The sequence below is a fragment of the Streptomyces sp. NPDC005576 genome, from assembly GCF_042871745.1.
GTDB lineage: Bacteria > Actinomycetota > Actinomycetes > Streptomycetales > Streptomycetaceae > Streptomyces.
In genome coordinates, this window is the sequence record NZ_JBIAJC010000027.1 from 30,637 (window position 1) to 48,967 (window position 18,331).

Annotated in this window: 10 protein-coding genes; 5 read left to right on the top strand and 5 right to left on the bottom strand. The window is 67.2% G+C overall.

The genetic code is table 11. The features are described from left to right. Positions 1-15 precede the first annotated feature (15 nt). The 4 genes from ACFYPN_RS32015 to ACFYPN_RS32030 all read right to left on the bottom strand — a co-directional run bounded on the left by ACFYPN_RS32015 (position 16) and on the right by ACFYPN_RS32030 (position 12,762). On the bottom strand, positions 16-534 hold the full coding sequence (locus tag ACFYPN_RS32015; RefSeq protein WP_358765974.1) for an SUKH-3 domain-containing protein: 519 nt from the start codon (positions 532-534) through the stop codon (positions 16-18). After that, positions 534-7,493, bottom strand: a complete 6,960-nt coding sequence (locus tag ACFYPN_RS32020; protein ID WP_389303174.1) for an RHS repeat-associated core domain-containing protein — start codon at positions 7,491-7,493, stop codon at positions 534-536. The genes ACFYPN_RS32015 and ACFYPN_RS32020 overlap by 1 nt, the downstream gene beginning before the upstream one ends. Before the next feature lie 362 nt (positions 7,494-7,855). Further along, positions 7,856-11,539, bottom strand: coding sequence for a LamG domain-containing protein (locus ACFYPN_RS32025; protein ID WP_358765970.1), 3,684 nt, complete (start codon positions 11,537-11,539; stop codon positions 7,856-7,858). A 914-nt stretch (positions 11,540-12,453) separates the two neighbouring features. Then, positions 12,454-12,762 carry a hypothetical protein gene (locus ACFYPN_RS32030; protein WP_358765968.1) on the bottom strand — a complete coding sequence of 103 codons (309 nt, stop codon included), beginning with the start codon at positions 12,760-12,762 and terminating at the stop codon, positions 12,454-12,456. A 200-nt stretch (positions 12,763-12,962) separates the two neighbouring features. Here ACFYPN_RS32030 and ACFYPN_RS32035 point away from each other — a divergent pair, with 200 nt between their 5' ends. The 4 genes from ACFYPN_RS32035 to ACFYPN_RS32050 all read left to right on the top strand — a co-directional run bounded on the left by ACFYPN_RS32035 (position 12,963) and on the right by ACFYPN_RS32050 (position 16,045). Further along, the gene (locus tag ACFYPN_RS32035) at positions 12,963-13,622 is read left to right on the top strand and encodes a hypothetical protein (protein WP_389303176.1); all 660 of its coding nucleotides are present in this window, start codon (positions 12,963-12,965) and stop codon (positions 13,620-13,622) included. Then, complete coding sequence (locus tag ACFYPN_RS32040) at positions 13,619-14,464, top strand: DUF721 domain-containing protein (RefSeq protein ID WP_389303179.1); 846 nt, start codon at positions 13,619-13,621, stop codon at positions 14,462-14,464. Before ACFYPN_RS32035 ends, ACFYPN_RS32040 begins: the two co-directional genes overlap by 4 nt. 86 nt (positions 14,465-14,550) lie before the next feature. After that, on the top strand, positions 14,551-14,793 hold the full coding sequence (locus ACFYPN_RS32045) for a helix-turn-helix domain-containing protein (RefSeq protein ID WP_358766269.1): 243 nt from the start codon (positions 14,551-14,553) through the stop codon (positions 14,791-14,793). 151 nt (positions 14,794-14,944) lie between these two features. Next, on the top strand, positions 14,945-16,045 hold the full coding sequence (locus ACFYPN_RS32050) for a hypothetical protein (protein ID WP_358766271.1): 1,101 nt from the start codon (positions 14,945-14,947) through the stop codon (positions 16,043-16,045). A gap of 141 nt (positions 16,046-16,186) precedes the next feature. Here the strand turns inward: ACFYPN_RS32050 and ACFYPN_RS32055 are convergent, their stop codons facing one another. Continuing rightward, complete coding sequence (locus ACFYPN_RS32055; protein WP_389303182.1) at positions 16,187-17,173, bottom strand: hypothetical protein; 987 nt, start codon at positions 17,171-17,173, stop codon at positions 16,187-16,189. A 243-nt stretch (positions 17,174-17,416) separates the two neighbouring features. Here ACFYPN_RS32055 and ACFYPN_RS32060 point away from each other — a divergent pair, with 243 nt between their 5' ends. After that, the gene (locus ACFYPN_RS32060) at positions 17,417-17,917 is read left to right on the top strand and encodes a hypothetical protein (RefSeq protein WP_358766274.1); all 501 of its coding nucleotides are present in this window, start codon (positions 17,417-17,419) and stop codon (positions 17,915-17,917) included. Positions 17,918-18,331: the final 414 nt, after the last annotated feature.

Sequence of the window (18,331 nt, forward strand, 5' to 3'; positions counted from 1 at the left end):
ATTTCCCAACGGAGTCTAGAGTCGGTAGGGATCATCAGGTCTCGGCCAGGGATCGAGCCCGGGATCGGAGTACAGACAGATCAGCGGGCGATTCGCGCCGACTGCCATCTCAAGGGAGCTTTCAAAGGTGGAACCGAGCTCCCAAATCCAACCCATTCCAGCAGCGACCACCCTCCCCTCGACCTCAACGAATACACTCGAATAACTGAGCCATTCGCCGATCGGAAAATACTCCCCACCGAGATTCCTCTCCACCTCGTCCGCTAGATCACGCTGCCCAGACCCGGCGGCGAAAGGATCGAAATTATAGGGCTCGTCGTTACTGAAGTTCGGGCCGATTTTATTGATCGGATCAATAGAAAGCCCTCCCATCACCGAGATGATTTCCCTGGCCAATGGATGAGCCCGATACCCCTCACCCTCCAGCGGCGTCACCCACCGATCAGCGTCAACTTTCCTGTCTGCATTCCATCCGGACGCAGCAAGGGCGCCGAGCAAGTCTTTGCTGAGCGAGTCGAATTTAATAACGGACATCAGTTGTTGATCCCTAGATCTTCCAGGAGTCTGCTACAGCGACCACAGGGGCGAGCCGGCTCACCATGCCCGCCATCCTTATTCGAATTGGGCATGGTGTTATTCCGCGTTCTCACAGTTTGCATAGTTCCACCCCTGATGCCGTCGGCACCTTCCATATCCTGCGCCTTAATCAGGCAGTGCACCTCCGCGCAACCCCCGTGGTGCCCGGTCCGGTCGACCGATTTCGCCAAAGGCCCTTCTACCATCTCACCGTGCTTATTGTGGCCGTAGTACTTCTGACCCGATGGAGATGTATATTCGGAGGTAAATTTCACCCCAGGCCTATTGCGAACAGAGTCGGCATAGCTACTTAGGCCGCAGTTGTGGACGAGTACGGGTGTAGCCCCCGCCAGCACATAGTACGCGTGAATGTCGGTGATGGTGAGGTCGTGCGTCAGCTGAGACTTGGTGTAACGACGGATTCCCGAGACCTGAACACGAGTGCCAGCACTGGTGCGGAGCCACTGACCCACCTGGATCTCTCCAGCGTCAACCCACTTGTGGAGCTCCGGGAGCCAGAACGGATGAGTATCAGTCGCGACGATGGATGAGTAGTCGTCGCCAACGCGAATACTGATTTCGGTGAAATCTTTGTCGCCAACTGTGGTGATGGTGTTAGCGACAGGCTTCTTGGCAGTTTCACCTGTCTCCACATCGGTAGTGACAACAACGTCACCGACCTCTACATCCTGAATGGACTTTTCCGTGCCGTCTGCCATAAGGACGCCTGTTCCGGGTAGGAAACTGTGACACCCTGTGATCTTGTTACCTATGGCACCGAAAGCGAGCCCGTACGCCGCACCCCATACGGCACCCTCGGCCATGTCGGTGAGCTCACCAGTGACGCTATGGTCCGCGTCGGGTGTCATGAGGTTTCCGACAGCGGCCCCTGCTGCACCGGCTAGTGCTCCGCATCCAGTCGCTAGGACGAGACTGGCTCCGCCGGTTTGGGCGGCGGTGGCTCCAGCAGCTGCGTAGCAGCCGACGTTGACAGTGGTTTCTACGACGGTCTGGACGATGAAGACCTTGTTGTCGGCTACCCATTCAGTTGTGTTGTCCCAGGCCTTTCCTAGTCCACATGTGGAGAGCCAGCTGCAACTCTTTGTCTTTTTACCTCCCCCGTTTCCTCCGCTGTTTCCTCCGCTGTTTCCTCCGCTGTTGTTCCCGCTACTGCCCGACGATGCTGTGCCTGTGTCTCTGGCTACTTCGTCGAGGAGGTCCTGTACGTAGTCCCAGTCAGCCTTGCTCATGGTGCCGCTGGAGTTTTCGGCCGCTCTCTGGAGGCCGGTGGGGTCGCTGGTGGTGACGGGGCTGTTGCCGGCGTAGCTGTAGCCGTTGAGTTGCTGGGTGTCGGCAAGGTCGAGTACGGGGTCGACGCTGATGAACTGGCCGATTGAGGGGTCGTATTCGCGGGCGCCGATGTGGGTGAGGCCGGTGGTGGTGTCGGCGGGCTTTCCTAGGAAGGCTTTGTCGTCGGGCCAGGGTGCGGTGGTGGTGCCGCGGGGTTTGCCGAATGGGCTGGTGTAGCGCTTGGTGATGGCTTGGGTGGAGGAGTCGAGGGAGATGTTGTTGGTGCCGTGGTTGTCTCCGGCGAGGAAGCTGAGCTTGGTTCCTGCGGTTCCGACGGTCGCGGTGCGCAGGGCAATCGTGTGGCCGACGGCGCTGTAGTAGCGGGTGCCGGTGATGGTCTTGGCGGTGCCCTTGGTGGTCAGGCGGACTTCGGTGGTGCCGAGGTAGAGGACGGTGTCGCCGTCTCCGGTGGCGCGGCGGATGAGGAGTTCGCCGTCGGCGTCGTAGAGGTAGTTGGTGCCGAGGGCGGGCTTGGTGCCTGCGGCGGGTTCGGTCGTGGTGGCCGGTTTGCCTTCGGCGTTCCAGGTCAGGGTTTGGGTGGCCTGGGTGCCGGGACGGGTGAGGGTGTTGCCGTTCAGGTCGTAGGTGTAGGTGGCGGTAGTAGCCCCGGTGGTTTTGGTCAGCGGGTGAGGCTGTCCGGCGGTGGTGCCGTAGGTGTAGTTGGTGGTGGCGTTCCCGGCCGCGCTGTGGGTGGTTTCGGCGGACCGCTGGCCGGAGCTGTTGTAGGTGTAGCTGCTCCAGTACGGTGCGGGGCCGCCGATGTTGGCCTGGATGCGGTTGGCGGCGGTGCAGTTGTTGGTGGTGGGGGTCCAGGCTTCGGTGAGGCGGCGCTGTGTGTCGTAGGCGAAGCACTGGAAGTCGGCGCCGGTGGTGCCGCCCTGGGTGGTGGCGTCGGCAATGGAGGTGACGTTGCCGGCCTGGTCGTAGGTGTAGGTGAGGTCTTGGAGCTTGTAGCTGTGGGTCTGGTCCGTGACGTCAGAGGTGAGCAGCCGTCCGGTGCCGGTTTCGTAGGTGGAGGCGATGTACGCCTTTTTCGAGGCGGAGTTGGCGCCGAGGCTCAGCAGGGTGGGCTGGCCGAGTGCGCTGTAGGTGGTGTCGAGGAGGTAGTCGGAGGTGCCGGTGAGGCCGGTGGTGAGGCCGAGGTTGTTTTTGTAGGTGGGCTGCAGTACCTCTTCGGGCAGACCGGCGACGGCGGGTTCGGTTGTGTTGTTGAGGGTGCCGTCGGTCTTGTAGGAGGTGTGGAAGGTGGTGGTGGCGGTTATGGCGCCGGAGGTGACGAGCGAGGCAACGAGCGGGTCGGTGGTGGGAAGGGTCAGGGTTGTGTCCTGGGCCCTGCCGATCGTGTCGTACGCGGTGACCGTCTTGGTGTAGGCCTTGCCGGTGAGGCCGCCTTCGTAGCGCGTGGCTGCGGCGGGGAGCCCCTTGCCGAGAGTGGCGGTGTCGAAGGTCCAGTGGGCGAGCAGGTTGGCGTCGGCCCGGGAGGTCTTCCACATGTCGGTCTTGCGCCCGAGTTCGTCGTACCCGTAGAGCAGGACGTTTTTCTCGGCGTCCGTGGTGGTGTCGACCTGGTCCAGGGCGGTGTAGCCGGTTGTGGTTGTGCCCTTGTCGGGGTCGGTGGTGGACACCTGGCGGCCGTAGAGGTCGTAGGTGTATGTCCACTTCGATCCGTCGGATTCCGAGACTGCGGTCTGGGGGAGTCCGTCGAGTGTGGAGGTGGTGGTGACCTGGGTGTAGGTCGCGGCCTGTGCGGCGGTGGCACCGTACTGGGTGTCGGCGGGGGTGGTGCCGGCGTAGGTGCGGGTCGCGGTGGTGCGGCCGAGGGCGTCGGTGATGGTGCGGGTGGCGTTTCCGCCGTCGGGGGCGGTGGTGGCCGTCGAGTCACCTGTGTAGGTGGCGGTGGTCTGCCACTTTTGGGTGGCCTTGCCGAAGAAAGTGGTGGTGGTGACCCGGCCGGCGGCGTCGTAATCCGTGTTCGTCTGGGCACCGGCCGTGCCGTACTCGACCTTGGCGTAGACGCCGTCCGGGGACTTCGAGTCGTCGTAGGCCTGGTCGTACGTCTGGTAGGCGAGCCCACGGCTGTCGTAGCGCGTGTCGGTGAGGATCCGGCCGGTCAGCGGCCCGGGGACCGGGGACTGGGTCTGCAGCGGGCGCAGCAGGGAGTCGTAGAGGCTGTAGTTGGTGGTGTAGGTCTTGAGGTCGGCATTGAGGTTCGAGACCGAGGCGGCCGAAGGTGTGTCGGTTCGGATTGCGTAGGTGTAGGTGGCGTTGGCGCTTTCACCACCGGACTGGGAGCGGTTGGGCAGCCAGGTCGCGGTGATGCGGCCGAGGGCGTCGTAGGTGGAGTCGGTGATCTTTCCGTTGCTGTTGACGGAACGCCTTTGCATCCCGCGGCTTGGCTCGAAGTAGGCCCATGACTTCTGTGCCTGGCCACTGGCCGTGGCGGTGGGCGTGGTGCTCACCGTCATGGTGACGGGGCCCTTGTCGGCCGGGGTGTAGGCGGTGGTGGTGGTGTTCTTCCCGGCGTCGGTGACGGTCAGCGGTCGACCGAGCTTGGTAGTGGCGGTGTCGTAGGTGGTGGTGGAGACCGTCTGCCAGCTCGTGGGGTTGCGGTCGGCGGTACCGGAGACGACCGGGTATCCGTTGGGCCGGCCGACCCAGGTCGCCAGGCCGAGGGCCGGGGTCTGCGTTGCCGACCACGCGGTGGCGGCGGCGTTGTCGTAGACGGTGGCCGTGTCGGAGAGGACGTCCCCGCGGGTTGCGCTGCTGGTGGGCAGGGTCAGCTGTCCGTCGTCGACGCAGGTCTTTGCGACCTTGCGGACCCGGCTGATGAGGCTGGTGAGGCCCTTGTCGGTGTTGCGGGCGTACCAGGTGCGGGTGCAGGTCTCGTCGCCCGTTTTGGCCTGATCGCCGGTGGTCTCGACAGTGGCTGCCATGCCGTAGCTGTCGTAGGTGTAGGAGGTGGTGGCCGAGCGCCAGGTGCTGGTGGCGGTCAGCCAGGTGTACGCGATTGCCGAGGACGGCCGGAGGTAGAAGGCTTCGGTGTCGGCGTAGGAGTGGTGCTGGGTCGCGGTGACCTTGGTGAAGGAGTTACTGAGGGCAAAGCCGATGGGGGTGGCCCCGTTGTAGGTGACCTTCTGGCGGACCGACCCGGCGAGCCTCTCGCTGTCCGATGCGGCCGCGATGGTCGTCCCGGGCATGGTGATGGCCGGGATCGTAGCGGTGCGAGTGGTGCCGTCCAGGCGCTTGTCGCCGTTCATGCCCTGCATGTAGACCGTGGTGGTCTTCGACTGGGGGCCGTCGGTCCGGCCGCTGGTGACGGTGACGTTGCGGTAGCCGCGCCAGTCGGACCAGGTTCGGTCCTTTTCCGGGGTGATCGGGTTGTCGTCGAAGTGCCAGGCAGCACCCGAGTACGTGTACTGGCTCTCCAGACTGCTGGAGCCGGCCGGGTCGGAGGTGACGACGGCGGTGACGCGGTACTTGTGGAACCAGTCGACGTCGGTGTCCTCGTCGCCCTGATAGTTCCACTTCTGCGGGTAGCAGGAGGTGGTGGAGTTGTCCTCGGCCGGGAGGCTGCTGCGGACGCACTCGGGATCGTTGTAGGTGACGGCGGTGACCGCGCCCGTTTCGGAGGTCACCGTTCGCATGCGCGGGCGGGACAGGGCGGTGACGCCGTCGATGACGGTGTCGACGCGGTTGGGCCGCAGCGTGTAGCCGAACTGGATCGCGGGCAGCGCGATTTCACCGTTGGACTTGCCGGTCCGCTGCACGGAGGTCATGGCCAGGACCTGGTCGGAGGTGTCTCCGGCGTCCTGTCCGTCCTCGAAGTGCTGCTTGAGGGTGTACGAGTCCACGGGCACGAAAGCGGCGGTCGTGGCGTCCCAGGAGAACGTGTTGACGCCGGTCAGGCGCTTGCGGGTGAAGAACGACGGGCTGGTGGCGAGGCAGTCGGTGGCCGAGGCCGCGCAGATCGCGTCGAAGGGGACGTCGGGCCAGTTGTCGGCCGTGTCCTTGGTCAGGGACGAGCAGTCGGACGCGGTGCAGCGCTCGGCGTAGTCGAACGTCACCCGGTTCGAGGCGTAGCCCTTGGCCGTGCCGGTGGTGCCGGAGAAGAGGGCGTCGGCGCGCTGTCCGTAGAGGATTTCGGTGGGGCGGGAGGCGCGGGTGTAGGACGCGAGAGCGGTCTTGTCGCCGTTCTTGGCGTAGTAGTTGGTGTCGTTGGTGTACCAGGAGGTGCTGGCGTTGCCGTGGACGTCCTGGACGAGGTCGAGGTTCCACCGCCAGGCCTGCTGGTAGAAGCGCTTGTCGAAGCTGGAGCCCTTGGCGTAACCGGGCTCGCTGGTGTCGTCTCCGAAGACGGGGGCGGTCAGGACGCTGTTCGTCCGGGCGTCGTTGGCGCCCGGCAGCTTGTTCAGCCCGAACGTGTAGGTGGTGCCGTCACCGGTGACGACCTTCCAGTACTCGCCGGCGCCGTCGCCCTTCTGGGCCGCACCGACACCGCTGACCGCGTCGCCCTGGTCGCCGTTTTCGGCTCCGGTGAGGTGGAAGACCTGGGAGGCGTCGTCGTCCTTCAGGTGCCAGACACCGGTGGTGTCGTCCTTGACGAGCCCGGTGGACTTGCCGTTCAGGACGAGCGAGGCGTTGTCGTACTTCCAGCACAGATCGTTCTTGTCATCCTGGCCGTCGTCGTCGCAGGAGCCGTAGGACCGCTCGACGTACGACTGGGTGAGCGAGAAGCCCTCACCGAGCAAGGACGCCTGGTTGTTCGTGTTGGAAGTGCGCCCGTCACTGCTGCCGGAGTCGTAGGACAGGCTCAGGCTCGGAGCGGGCCCGGCGGCCGCCTTCGGTACCTCAAGCCCTTCCGACCACGTGAAGGAGCCGGAGGAACTGCCGGCCGACCAGCTGGACGCGGCGCTCAGATCCGTCGCCTTGAGGTCACCGGAACCCTTGACCGACGTTGCCTCCGTGGCGGCCAGCGCGAACACCGCGGGCGTCGCCGCGCTGCCGGACATAGCGCTCAGGGTGACTGCGGCGCTCACCGTCTGCGTACCCGGGTCGTTGACCGAGTCGACCGGCGTGGCCGTGCGGCACGCCTCCTTGGAGGGGTCGGTCAGCACACAGGCCGGATAGCGCAAGAGGCCGAGCCGGCCGGCCCAGTCGCCGCCGATGACGGAGGCGAACGAGCCGTAGTTGAGGCTGACTTCCGTCGCACCGGGCGTCTCGGCTGCCGCTGTGAACAGCACACCGGTCACTCCGGCCGCGCGCGCGGACTTCTGGGGCAGGATCTCGACGGTACCCGTACCGGCAGCCGCTGCGGGGGTTTCGGCGGGCTGCTTGTTGGAGGCGGACCGCTTCGGGGCCGGTGCCGCGCTCAGCGAGGCGATCTTCTTGCGGTCGCCCTTGGCGAGGGACCCGGTCAGCCGCTGCGCTGTGGGCCAGGACGCCTTCTGCTCCTCGGCGGCCCGGCGCGCGGACGCCTGGTTCGCGGCCTTGGTGTCGGCGACCAGCTTGCGCGCTTTCACGGCTCCGGGACCGGGGGTGGTCACCGAGGCGACATGATCGGTGGGCACGTCGGGGCGGCCGAGGCCGCCTGCGGCGGCCGCCGACGTGAGGGGTATCAGGGTCGTGGGCGCCGACAGTACGACGGCCAGGCCGACTATGAGTGAGGCTCGGCGGCCTCGATGTGAAGGTCTTGGCCGGTTGCGCCATCGAGGGCGGGCACGAAGAAACACAGAAACTCCCATATCGGGGCGAATAGATAAAAGATTGCGTATTGCGTGTGTGCAACTGGCCGGTCCAGGCAGGAGCGCCTGGACCGGGGGCTTGGGGATGCGGACCGTGGCCAGTACGGGCGGTCTACTGCCGCCCCTGGTGGCTGGTGATTCGCTGCGCGGGTCACCAGCCACCAGGGGTCGGGTGGGTTCGGGGTCGGTCAGATCCCGGAGCGCAGGGCACCGGCCCAGACGTTGACCGTGCCGATGCTGCCGGGCAGCTGGTGCTGCCAGATGCTGCTCGTGAAGCCCTTGCCAGCAGAGAAGCTGCCGGTGCCGACCTCAGCGGTGAAGACGGTGTCCGCGTCCTGCTGGTCGGATCCGCGGTACAGCCGGATCACCCCGGGGCTCGGGGCGTTGGGCGCAACAGCCTGGGCGTCGAACACGCCGGTCAGCGTGACGTCTCCGTCGATGACCTCGATGCTGGAGACGACGGAGGTTCCGGTTCCGTCGGCTGTCAGGCGTCCGAAGTGCCAGCGGCCGGCCGGGAGCATGTCGAATTCTCCCGTGTCATCGTTCGGGTACGCGCTCTCAATGTCGGCCGTGCGCTCGAACCAGATGCTCCACGAGCTGCCGGTCGCCGTCTGCTGCCCGGCAACCTGCGCCAGGTAGCCGACCGGCTTGGCCTTGAGGAGAGCGGGATCGATCTGCGCGGTCGCGGAAACGGAGAACGATCCGGAGTCGTCGACGAGCGGGCCCTGCACCGTGGCACCGTCGCCGGCGGCTCCGGTGAAGTTCATGTGCTCGCCGTCCAGCATCGACGCGGACGGGACGGTCATCGGCCTGCCGTACGCGGAGAGGTCCTGGACGCTCTGGCCGGTGGCCACAGCAGGGTCCCAGCTCCCCACGAGCTCGACCGCGGGGAGTTTGGACTCCCCGTCGTCCGTGCTCTCGTCGTCGTCCAGGAGCGTTGCTTCCTCGACGGCCTCGGACTGCGGGATGGCGTAGTTCCACACCGCCACCTCGTCGACGGAGCCGCCCACGTAGTCGGTGTAGGTGTCGGACCACTGGGTCCGGCCGATCTGCAGCGGGCCGGAAGCCTGCCACGCGGTCGTGTAGGCAACGGGCTGGCCCTGCGCCACGCCATTGACGTAGAGCAGGATCGTCTTATCGACCGCGTTGTACACAGCGGCCAGATGGGTCCACACCCCGGCCTGCGCGGGCCGGACCGACGCGGAGCGGGCGTAGGACCAGCTCGCGTCTGCCGTGGCGTCGGCGTTCACCGTACGGAACGACCACTTCCCGCTGGTCTCGTAGCCCAGGTAGAACGCGCTGCGGTGCGTACCGTTCTGGCTGAGGACCGTCTGGTTCTTGGTGAGGTTGCCGAGCTTGACCCAGGCGGCTACGGAGTACGACTTCGTGGTGTCGATGAGGGGGTCGGTGGTGGCCGCGTAGGCGGTGGTGCCGTTCAGGGCCAGAGCGCGGTCCTCGGTCACCGTTTCGACGCCGTCGATGGTCGTGACATCGCCGCGTCGGCCCTGCTCGTTGCGCACCGCTCCGCCCGCAAGGGCGGCCGGGTCGTTACTCGTGCCGCCGGTGTCGTCGGCGGGAGCGGTGTCGGCCGTTTCGGTGAAGCGGTAGCGGCCTACAGCCGCCGGCGGTGAGGCGACCTTGATTTCCACGACGGTGGTCTCCCCGTAACCGACGGTGTCACTGGCCTCCAGCTCCAGGCTGATGGTCCCCTCGTGGGTGGGTATCAGGGTGAGCGTCTTGGTGGTTCCGGGCCTTTCGTCGCTTTTGCCGCCATCGAAGCGGTAGCGGTAGGTGGAAACAGCCTCGCCGGCGGCCGGGGCGATCTCGAAGGTGACGGGCTGACCAGGGCCACCGGCCGGAACGCAGACGTCACCGCAGGCTTTATACGGGAGCTTCGGCACCGCGGTGGGCGCCTTGGGCCGGGCACCGTCGTAACGGAAGTAACACCAGCCCGTCCCGGATGCGTTGGACGGCCCGGCCGAGTAGTCCGTACCGGTGTAATAGGAGCGGGTCCATGCCCGGTACCGGTTCAGGACGCCTTCGCCGAGCGTCGCCGCAAGCGCGGTCTGCCGGGTCCGGGCAACCACGTAACCCGACGACGGACTGAGAATGTCCGCCTTACTCGTCCACACCTTGGTCGTCGGGTCCTGCGACTCCACATCCATGACGGTACGCAGGCTTACCTCTTCGACGATCTTGCTTTTTCCCGTCAGTTTGTCCCAGCCGGCGGCGCTGGCCACCGTCTGCGGAGTCGCCGTCAGCGCAGGATGCGGGTCGGAGGTGATGGTCGGCTTCGTCGGGTCGACGGAGCACACCTGGGTGGTCGAACCCTTGGAGAGACCGATCTTGGTCGGGAGGGCGGGCTTGGCGGCGTAGACGACCCGCAGACGCGCGTCATCGTCGAACCGCTTCCAGGAGTTGGTGTCCGACTCCGACTTCGCCATCAGCATCAGCGTCAGCCGCGTGAACTTGCCATCCGCGAACGACTTCACCGTCGGCGCGAGATTCTCATCCGGCTCATCGGCATTGTCGTGGTAGGTGACGGTCGCACGAGGCTGCGCAGGACTGCAGTTGCTTCCGCGACCGGCCGAGACCTGGCGGTCGCCCATCTGGTCGAGCTTCGCCGGCCCCGGCCACTTCGTCGTGGAGCTGATGTTGTTGGTCCGCTCCAGATCGACCCACGTCGCGTCACAGGAGAACGACCACGTCTCCGTGATGTCGAAGTACGCGTCCCGCACGTCCTTGCCCTTGAGCTGGTACGGGTCGAACTCGAAATACATCCGGTTCGTGTACGGGGTGCCGGTCGTGCAGTAGTACGCCAACCCCCCGATGACCTCGTAGCCGCACTTGCCGACGCTCATCCCGTTGTCTCCGCCGTCGAAGTTCCAGAACACGTCACCGTCGGACGACAGGACCGTGCGCTCGGACTCGTTCAACGCGATGGTCGGGTCGATGAACAACGGGAAGTGCGCGGGATCGGTGCCGGTCAGCATGCCGGAGTCCGGCACGACAGTGATCCCGTCAGAGCCCAACTTGATGGCCATCGCCTCAGTCGTGTCACCGTTACCGGGACCGTCCAGAGGGTCGATGTCCACACCGCCGGATACATCCACCGCCGTGACCGCGGCAGCACTGCGCGCGGCGACGGCGGGGGGCACTGCCGTGTCACCGGCGCTGTCCCACATCCTCGCGGCGGGGGACCGGAACACGGTCTGCCCCTGCCCGTCCGTTGCGGCCAGGCCGCCTGCGGACTCGGTCAGACGAAGACCGTGCGAGGCGACGGGGAAGACGAGCTTCTCCAGCGAGGGATCAGCGGCCGCTTCGGGGGTGTTGACCTGCAGCACCTCGTGGAAACCCTCGACCGTGGCGGTGAGCACCAGGTCGACGTCCGGCAGCACGTCACGGTAGAGAGCCCGTTCTCCGTCGAGCACCGGAGCAGGCAGATCACCGCCCGGCCACGTGAGGCTGACCGAACGTCCCTCACGGGTGATCGACACCAGCGCGCCGTCCCCGCCTCCGGAAAACACCAACTGCGCGGCCGAAGCGGTCGGCACCAGAGTGCCATCCGCCTGCTTGACGAGTGTCGCGTCCGGCGTCTGCCAGCCGCCGCCCTTCTTCGCCACCCGGATCGGCTTGACCGACTGCTCCAGCGTGAACGTCTCGCCGTCCGGATTTGCGTACGTCGACGACCGCTCCGTCCGCAGACCCACCACCTCGACCTGCTGCCCCGACTCAGCAGCCTTGACCAGCGCTTCACTCCCCTCGGAAGGCGCAGCGGCCGCCACAGCGGGCTCCGACGCCTGGACCACGACCGCAGGAAGCCCCGCCCAGATCACCGCGCCGAGCGACGCGGCTGAAACAGCCGCGCGCACGCGCGCCCCACCCCACCTGTTCACACGAACCCCTCACAAGATCAACAGAACTGAAGGTGAGAGTTCCATGAAGGCACAGTGAAGACAACGCCCCGTTTGAGAGCAACTGAGACCATTGCAGTCCCTTAGTGATCATAAAGACAGTGTAAATTCGCGGCAAATTAAGTTCGCGGAAAAGTTTCAACCACTGCAAAGAGTGCATCAACTGCCCACGCTTGTGCGCCACTTGGTAATCACCGGCGGGCATTTCCCGCCCAACGGATAAGGGCGACACATTCAGCCTCTCCACCCGAAAGGGGAATGGGTCACTTTAGGTGCATGTTGCACATGTCGGAAGACAGTTGCACGCCGGACGCCCCCTACCTGCTCCGGCTTCCCCTCCGCGCCCAGGTCGTCAGGGGGTCGCCAGGGCAGTGGATCGCCCACTGATCCTCGCGAATCCGCATCCTCGCCGCTCCGCCCTGGACGCATTGCGCCCATCGGCAATGCCAACGCCCCAGAGGGTAGGAGACCGTGCCGGGTACGGTCGTAGCCCCGAAGGACAGTTCGCAGAAGAGCGTGATCAGCCGGGCATCACTGGCCGCGTGTTCCCGCCCGAAGCCATCGGGTAGCCATCGGCCGAGCACGCTGGGCGCCTTTACCCGCCGACCAGCACGCGCCTTGAGAAGCGATGGATCAGACAGAACGAATACGGCGCCGGCAGACAGAGACGGTCCGCCGCGTGGGGCAGGAATCCAAACAGGGATGAGAACTACCACCACGGCAAGCGGCTGACGGTACGGACATCTCTCAGAAGCGGACCAGCACTCCAGAGGGCATCATCCGTACAGACGTCTCGCCACCCGTCCAGGACAAAGCAGCCTGCACCGGGCCCCTGCGAAATCAGCCCAGGGCGGCCGCGCTCGGCCGTGTGTTCAGTGGGTCGCGATGATCGCGTCGACGAGCAGCAGGATGACGCCTCCCGCGGTGATCACGCTGCCGAGAACCCTGAAGTACCAGCGTCCGAGGCTCTCGGTCTCGATGTCGCCCAAATTGCCGGACCGCTGTGCCTTCAACTGTAGAGCGACCCGACGCCGCTCCAGGGCGACGCCCGCAGCGCCCCGCACGTCGAACGCCAGCCTCCCTCCCAAGACGACGCCGGCGACACCTATCAGGCCGATCAAGACGAGGGCGTTGGTCGGGGTGGGAGCATCTGCGGCAGACGCGGCAATGATCATGAACATGGTCCGCATCATGACACCTGGAGATCACAGATGGTTACCGCAGCCCAGATTGCGACCGGCCGCACGGTAACAGAAGCCACGCCCCGCCCAGAGGCCCTGAACCGGTGAACCCGTCAGCCGGTAAGCATCCTGGACCCCGTGCCCCAACACTGCGAAGCGCCGCTGGCCAGGCCGCAACCGCCTCCGCCACGGTGCGCCAGGTGCTGGCGTGCCAGGACTGCGGGCAGGGCGGGTCCGGCGGGCTGTGCGAGGCATGCGGTTGCCGCCGCGAGGCCACGGCGCTGACCACCCAGATCGAGGCGCTGACCGCCCGCACCGAGATGCTGGTGGCTGCCCGGTCGGCAGACGTCAGCAGCCCTGATGCCGTCGCGGCCATCTGCGCGCGGGTCCGTACGGCGATCGACCGCAAGGTCGCCGCCGACTGGTCCGAGTTCCTCGAGATCACCGACCCGGCCGAGCTGGCGGCTGATCCGGCACGCGCCGAGCTCGCGGCCGCGCACACCGCGTACGGCACCGTTCAGCAGATCGCCGTCCAGGCCGAGCGCACCGCGCTGGCGGCGTTCGGCCGGACCGGAGAAGCCGAAGCGGAGGCGGACCGGGCCTACCGGACCGAGCAGGGCCGCCGGTGGTTCCGGCGCAACCCGACCGGTGAGGCAGCCGTCGTCGCCGCGACGAAGGCCTCCGCCACCGCCCGGGACCGTACCGCCCAGCATCTGCTGGCGGTCCGCCTGGAGCAGTTGCGCGAGCAGGTCGGCGTCCAGGCCGGGACGGCCGCGGCCGCGGTGCGGTGGATGGACCGGCTGCCCGGACTCGCCGGCCGCGCCCTCGATGGCGAGACCACCGTGGCGGTGACCGCGTGAGTGCCGGAGCCGAGCTGAGCGGCGTCGACCTCGCGCGCCAGGCCCTGACCGCCGCCCGGGAAGCGGCGAAGAAGAACGGCGCCGGCCGACCGAAACCGAAGCGCCACTCCACCACCGTCGTGCGGCGGGACGGGCGGGACCCCATGGGTCTGGGGACCGCGATCAACCGGATGCTCACCGAGCGCGGGATGAACGCCCCGGCCGCCGGCGGAACCGTCCTCGCACAGTTCGACGCCATCCTCCGATCGGTCGCGCCCGACCTCATTGGCCGGGCCCGAGCCGTGGGATTCGACGTGGACACCGGGCGCCTGGACATCGTCCCCGACGGCTCGGCAGCCGGCACGAAGCTGCGCTGGAGCGCGCCGAAGCTGACCGCTGCGGCCAACGCGAGGGTGCGTGGTGCGAACGTCCGCACCGTGCACGTCCTGGCGCCCGCACCCCTCGAGAGCGACCCCGCCGCGGTGACCGTCGAACCCGCGCCGCCCACGCCACCCGCAGCACCAGCCGTACGCGAACGCCCCTCGGACGGTTACCACGCAGCCCTCGCCGCGCACCGGGCCGCCGGGAGCGCGGAAAAGGAAACCGACGCGAGGATGAGGATCCGGGCCGCCGCCGAGCGGCAGATCCGGGACCGGGCCCGCGAGCCCGAGGCGCTCTTCGGCGACGGCCGCAAGGCCCTCGAGGAGCTCCGTACCAAGGTCGCCGCCCAGCAGCGGTCGACCTCCAGCGACGCCGCCCGCGCCCGGGCCCTGCAACGCCTCGCCGCCGAACGCGCCGGACTCACCACGCTCACTCCAGCGAGGCCGGCCGCCGCGCCACTGACGTTAAGTCAGACAGGCTGACCCCTTCCGACCGCCCACGCATACCTCATGCGGAGTACGCATATGCCCAGCACAGAAGCCACGTTACGGCTCACATCGGCGCCCTGATGCGCCTGACCGGCGAACGCCAGGCCGACCTCGCCGCGGGGATCGCCCTGAGCCAGACGCAGATCAGCCGTAAGCAGTCCGGCGCGGCGTCGTGGTCGCTGGCCGACATCGACCGGCTGTCCGCCCACTACGGCATCCCCGTCCCCGACCTCCTCGCCGGAGTCGACCGCGCCGTCCACTGCCTGCCCGCACGACGCCGCGCACCGGCCCCCGGCGCTGCCCAGCTCACGATCAGCCCGTAGCCGCAGAATCCGCCCCCCGGGGCTCTGGCCGCCAGCAGGCCCTCGGCCCCGGTATGGCGACTGGATTGAACGGGCCGCGAGAAAGTGACGCACCCGCCTCCCCGGCGTTTACCGGTAGTTACGACGACGACTCGATACGGACGGCGAGACCATGGGGAAGACGCAGAACAAGCGGTCGGCTAAGCAGGGAAAGGCGCGCAAGGCGGCCGTGTCACGAAACGCTGCCTATGTCGCGGCCCTGATGGCTGATGTGCGCATGAGGGCGATGGGCGACTTCGCGGGTATGGCCCCGTCGCCGGATGACTTCACCCGAACCTATGAGACGGTCGGGGCCGCCATCACGGCGGCGGAGAAGGCCGACGGGGCTCTGTCGTTCTTCTCTTTCGACGATGTCGGCGAGTACGAGCGGACACTGCGCCAGGACGCGGGCAGCTGGCGGTATGAGGTGACGCTGTACCCGGGAGGCGAGCTGCGGGACCTGGTGAAGGCGAGCTGGCTGAACGCGGACGACCGGGACCAGGCCGTTGGTCAACTGTGCAAGGCGCTGGCTGAGTACGTGCCTGCCGATCTGCGTCGCCCGGACATCGAGGTCGTGCGACGTCCCTCGACCACGGAGGTGCCGCGCATCGGTTGGATGCAGAGCCTGCCGGTGGCCGGGCTGAAGACGTGGGAGGACGTGTGGCTGGTGGAGAAGGACTTGTCCTTGTTCGACCTCGCCGAGGTCGTCGACAGCACCAGCGGTTGCGCACCCCCGACGAAGACGGTCTTCGCGTCGTTCCGCGAGCACGGCCTGACTGTGCGGGACTGTGCGGGCTGTGGCGCAGCCGTCACGGACCGGCATCCGCACTGGCCGGGCTTGTGGGTCAGCGTGGAGTGCGAGTTCGGGCCAGTCTGCAACCGCCCGCGACTGGACAGGAAGAAGTCGCTGCAGGAAGTCCCGCATGCTGTTCACGCCGACCAGGTGCGTCGCGGTGTGCGGCTGACGGGCAAGGAACAGAAGGTACAGTGCCGCCACTGCGACGCGCGTGTGACCAGTCAGCACCCCGACTGGCCAGGCGTATGGGTGGAAGCCTCCAAATACAGCACGCCCATCTGCGCTGTGCTCGGTCACGGGGCTGGCTCGGCGCAGGAGTACGACCTGGTCGACGGTGTCTACCCGCACGTCCCGGTCGGCGAGACCACTCCTGCGGACGCGGCCATCGCCGCCGCCAGGAAAACTGGCTACTTCTTCCAGCCCCGCTCTCTCCGTTGACCTGAGAACCGCATCGCGACAACCCTCGAAGGCCGGTTCGCCAGCCGGCCCGGCGTGATGACTGCACCCGAAGACAGACGGTGCGAGCTGCCCCGGTCCCCGCCCGGCCGCCCAGGGTCGGCTGGGCGGCCGGCGAGTCGGTCAGTCGTCGGTTCCGGTGCCGGGGGGCAGGCCGTCGTCCAGGATGATGTGGATGGTGTCTCCCTGTCCGTCGACGCCGGCGAGTTCGGCCGCGATGCGGTTGTAGGAGGTCGTGGCCAGTGCCCAGTCGTGCTGAAGGGGAGTGGCGGTGGAGCGGGTGTTCCACAGCTCGATCAGCAGGGCGATGAGGGAGCGTCCGGACAGGACGGTCTGGATGCGTCCGTCCTTGATGTCGTCGACCGAGGGCGGGGTGCGGAAGTGAGGGTGGCCGACGGCCAGCGCGGAGAGCCATTCCCAGGTGTCACGGTGGGCGGTCAGGTCCGCGGAGGCCACCCCGGCCGCCTTCAGCAGGAGCACTCCGTGGGCGATCCGGGGGTCCTGCCCTGCGGCGGGTGTCTGCGGGGCGGGAGCGGAAGGTTCGACCGCGGGGGCGCCAGTGCCCTGGTAGGCGGCCTCGATCGCACGCTTCAGATCGAGGTCCTGGTCCTTGTCCTGGTTGTGTTCGGGCTCCTGCTCCGGGCGCTCGCTGTTCTCCACGGTTCCCCCCTGGGACTTGGTGTCGGTGTCGGTGTCGGTTGAGGTGGGCGGCCGCACTGTCGTGGTGGCCGCGGAATCATCGGTCTGCGTTCCGGGCGCTGCGGGAGCCGTCCTGGCGTCCGTCAGTCGGCCGTCGCCGGACTCCCGGCTCGCCTCTGGGGGACGCACGAGAGGGCCCAGGACATCGACGAGGTCCAGCAGCTGCCGGAGCTCGCCCCGGGTCTCGTTGAGATCGCTGATCATCCGGTCCTGGCGGCGGCGAACTTCCCGGTTCTCCTCGCGCAGACCCATGACGCCTCCCTGGACGGCCTCCAGGACCTTCAGGCGGCTCTGGGTGAGTTCGCCGTGCAGAGCGGTCAGCCCGGCCGTCCGGTCATCAAGGCCCTTCAGCTGGCTGCGTATCGCCTCCAGCTCCTTCATCGCGTCGGCGAACGCGTCTTTCCACTTCACCGGGGCCCCCACCTCACTTTGAGTAAACGTACTGTCACAGCGGTACTCTGCTCCGGGCGTGGCGTCGGTGCAGCCTCTTCCCGCAGCTCGGGACTATTTGGCTTGATCCAGGAGATGACGGCTGGAACGGGCGACGTTCTACGTGGGTTCGGAGGTCGCCGGTCTTCCGCCGGGGTTCACTCGTTGTGCTGAGCCGGAGGCGAATGGCCTCCGGGACGGTCCCGGCGTGCTGATGATCGGCCGGTGATCACAGATCTGTTCCGCGGCCGCCGCCGCACCATCTCCGCTGTCCTGGCCGCCACTGCGGTCTTCGCGCTCGCTGCCGGCTGCGCGGACGCGCCGCCCGCCGGGCATCAGGAGCGCCTCCAGAAAGCCGCCGGCCTCGCCTCCTTCAACATCACGTGTACGAAGGATTTGTGGGAGCGAACCAAGCACGGTGCGGACCTGAGCGACTCTCATGAGGACGCCAAACCCCGCAGCCTCCATGGCCCTGCCGGTGAGCGAGGCCTGGTCGAGATCACGCTCACCGGCCCCCAGCTCGTGGACTACCTGAAAACCCTGGAGGAGGACATCAGTGGCGGCTTCCTCGCGGACAGGTCCATCGAGGAGCTGTCACGGCGGATGTATGAGGCCATCGCCCCGGTGGTCGACCGGATCGAGAGGGGCAAGCCGCCCGCCGAGGTCCCGCAGGCCGTGATCGATGACGCCGTCGCACCGACCGCACCGGCGCCCTCGCCCAGTTGAGACGGCCGGGGAGGGGAAAGTCGGGTGGCGCTCTCGGCAGGTCCCGCAGGGCCGGCGGGTCAGGGCGCCGGTGCCACCAGACGGCCTCCGCCCTGAACGGCCTCTGCACGAGGGATCGCCGTCCGTGGCTGCCGGACGGGGCGGTCACCGCGACCGCAGCACCAGACCGGTGAGTTGATGGCAGCCGGCGCGCGTCCTGGGCTGACCTGTCGCAGCGAAGGTTGAGCGTTCTCACCAGACCTGGAGCGAAGATTCCTGACCGCCGCCGGCGGCCCTGCTGAGCGAGGTATGTCCGCTTGCGTTCTTCGATCTCGGCTGTGGTGAGGATGTGGCAGCCGCAGGCCGCGTCGGGGATGAGATCCGGATCAGGGTTCTCGCACCACGGGTCGAGGCAGTAGTGCATGTCAGGTGGCG

What these genes read in the sequence shown, in the direction of transcription:
- ACFYPN_RS32015 (WP_358765974.1), bottom strand. Translation starts at nt 534, where the DNA reads ATGTCCGTTATTAAATTCGACTCGCTCAGCAAAGACTTGCTCGGCGCC.
- ACFYPN_RS32030 (WP_358765968.1), bottom strand. Translation starts at nt 12,762, where the DNA reads ATGTTCATGATCATTGCCGCGTCTGCCGCAGATGCTCCCACCCCGACC.
- ACFYPN_RS32045 (WP_358766269.1), top strand. Translation starts at nt 14,551, where the DNA reads ATGCGCCTGACCGGCGAACGCCAGGCCGACCTCGCCGCGGGGATCGCC.
- ACFYPN_RS32050 (WP_358766271.1), top strand. Translation starts at nt 14,945, where the DNA reads ATGGGGAAGACGCAGAACAAGCGGTCGGCTAAGCAGGGAAAGGCGCGC.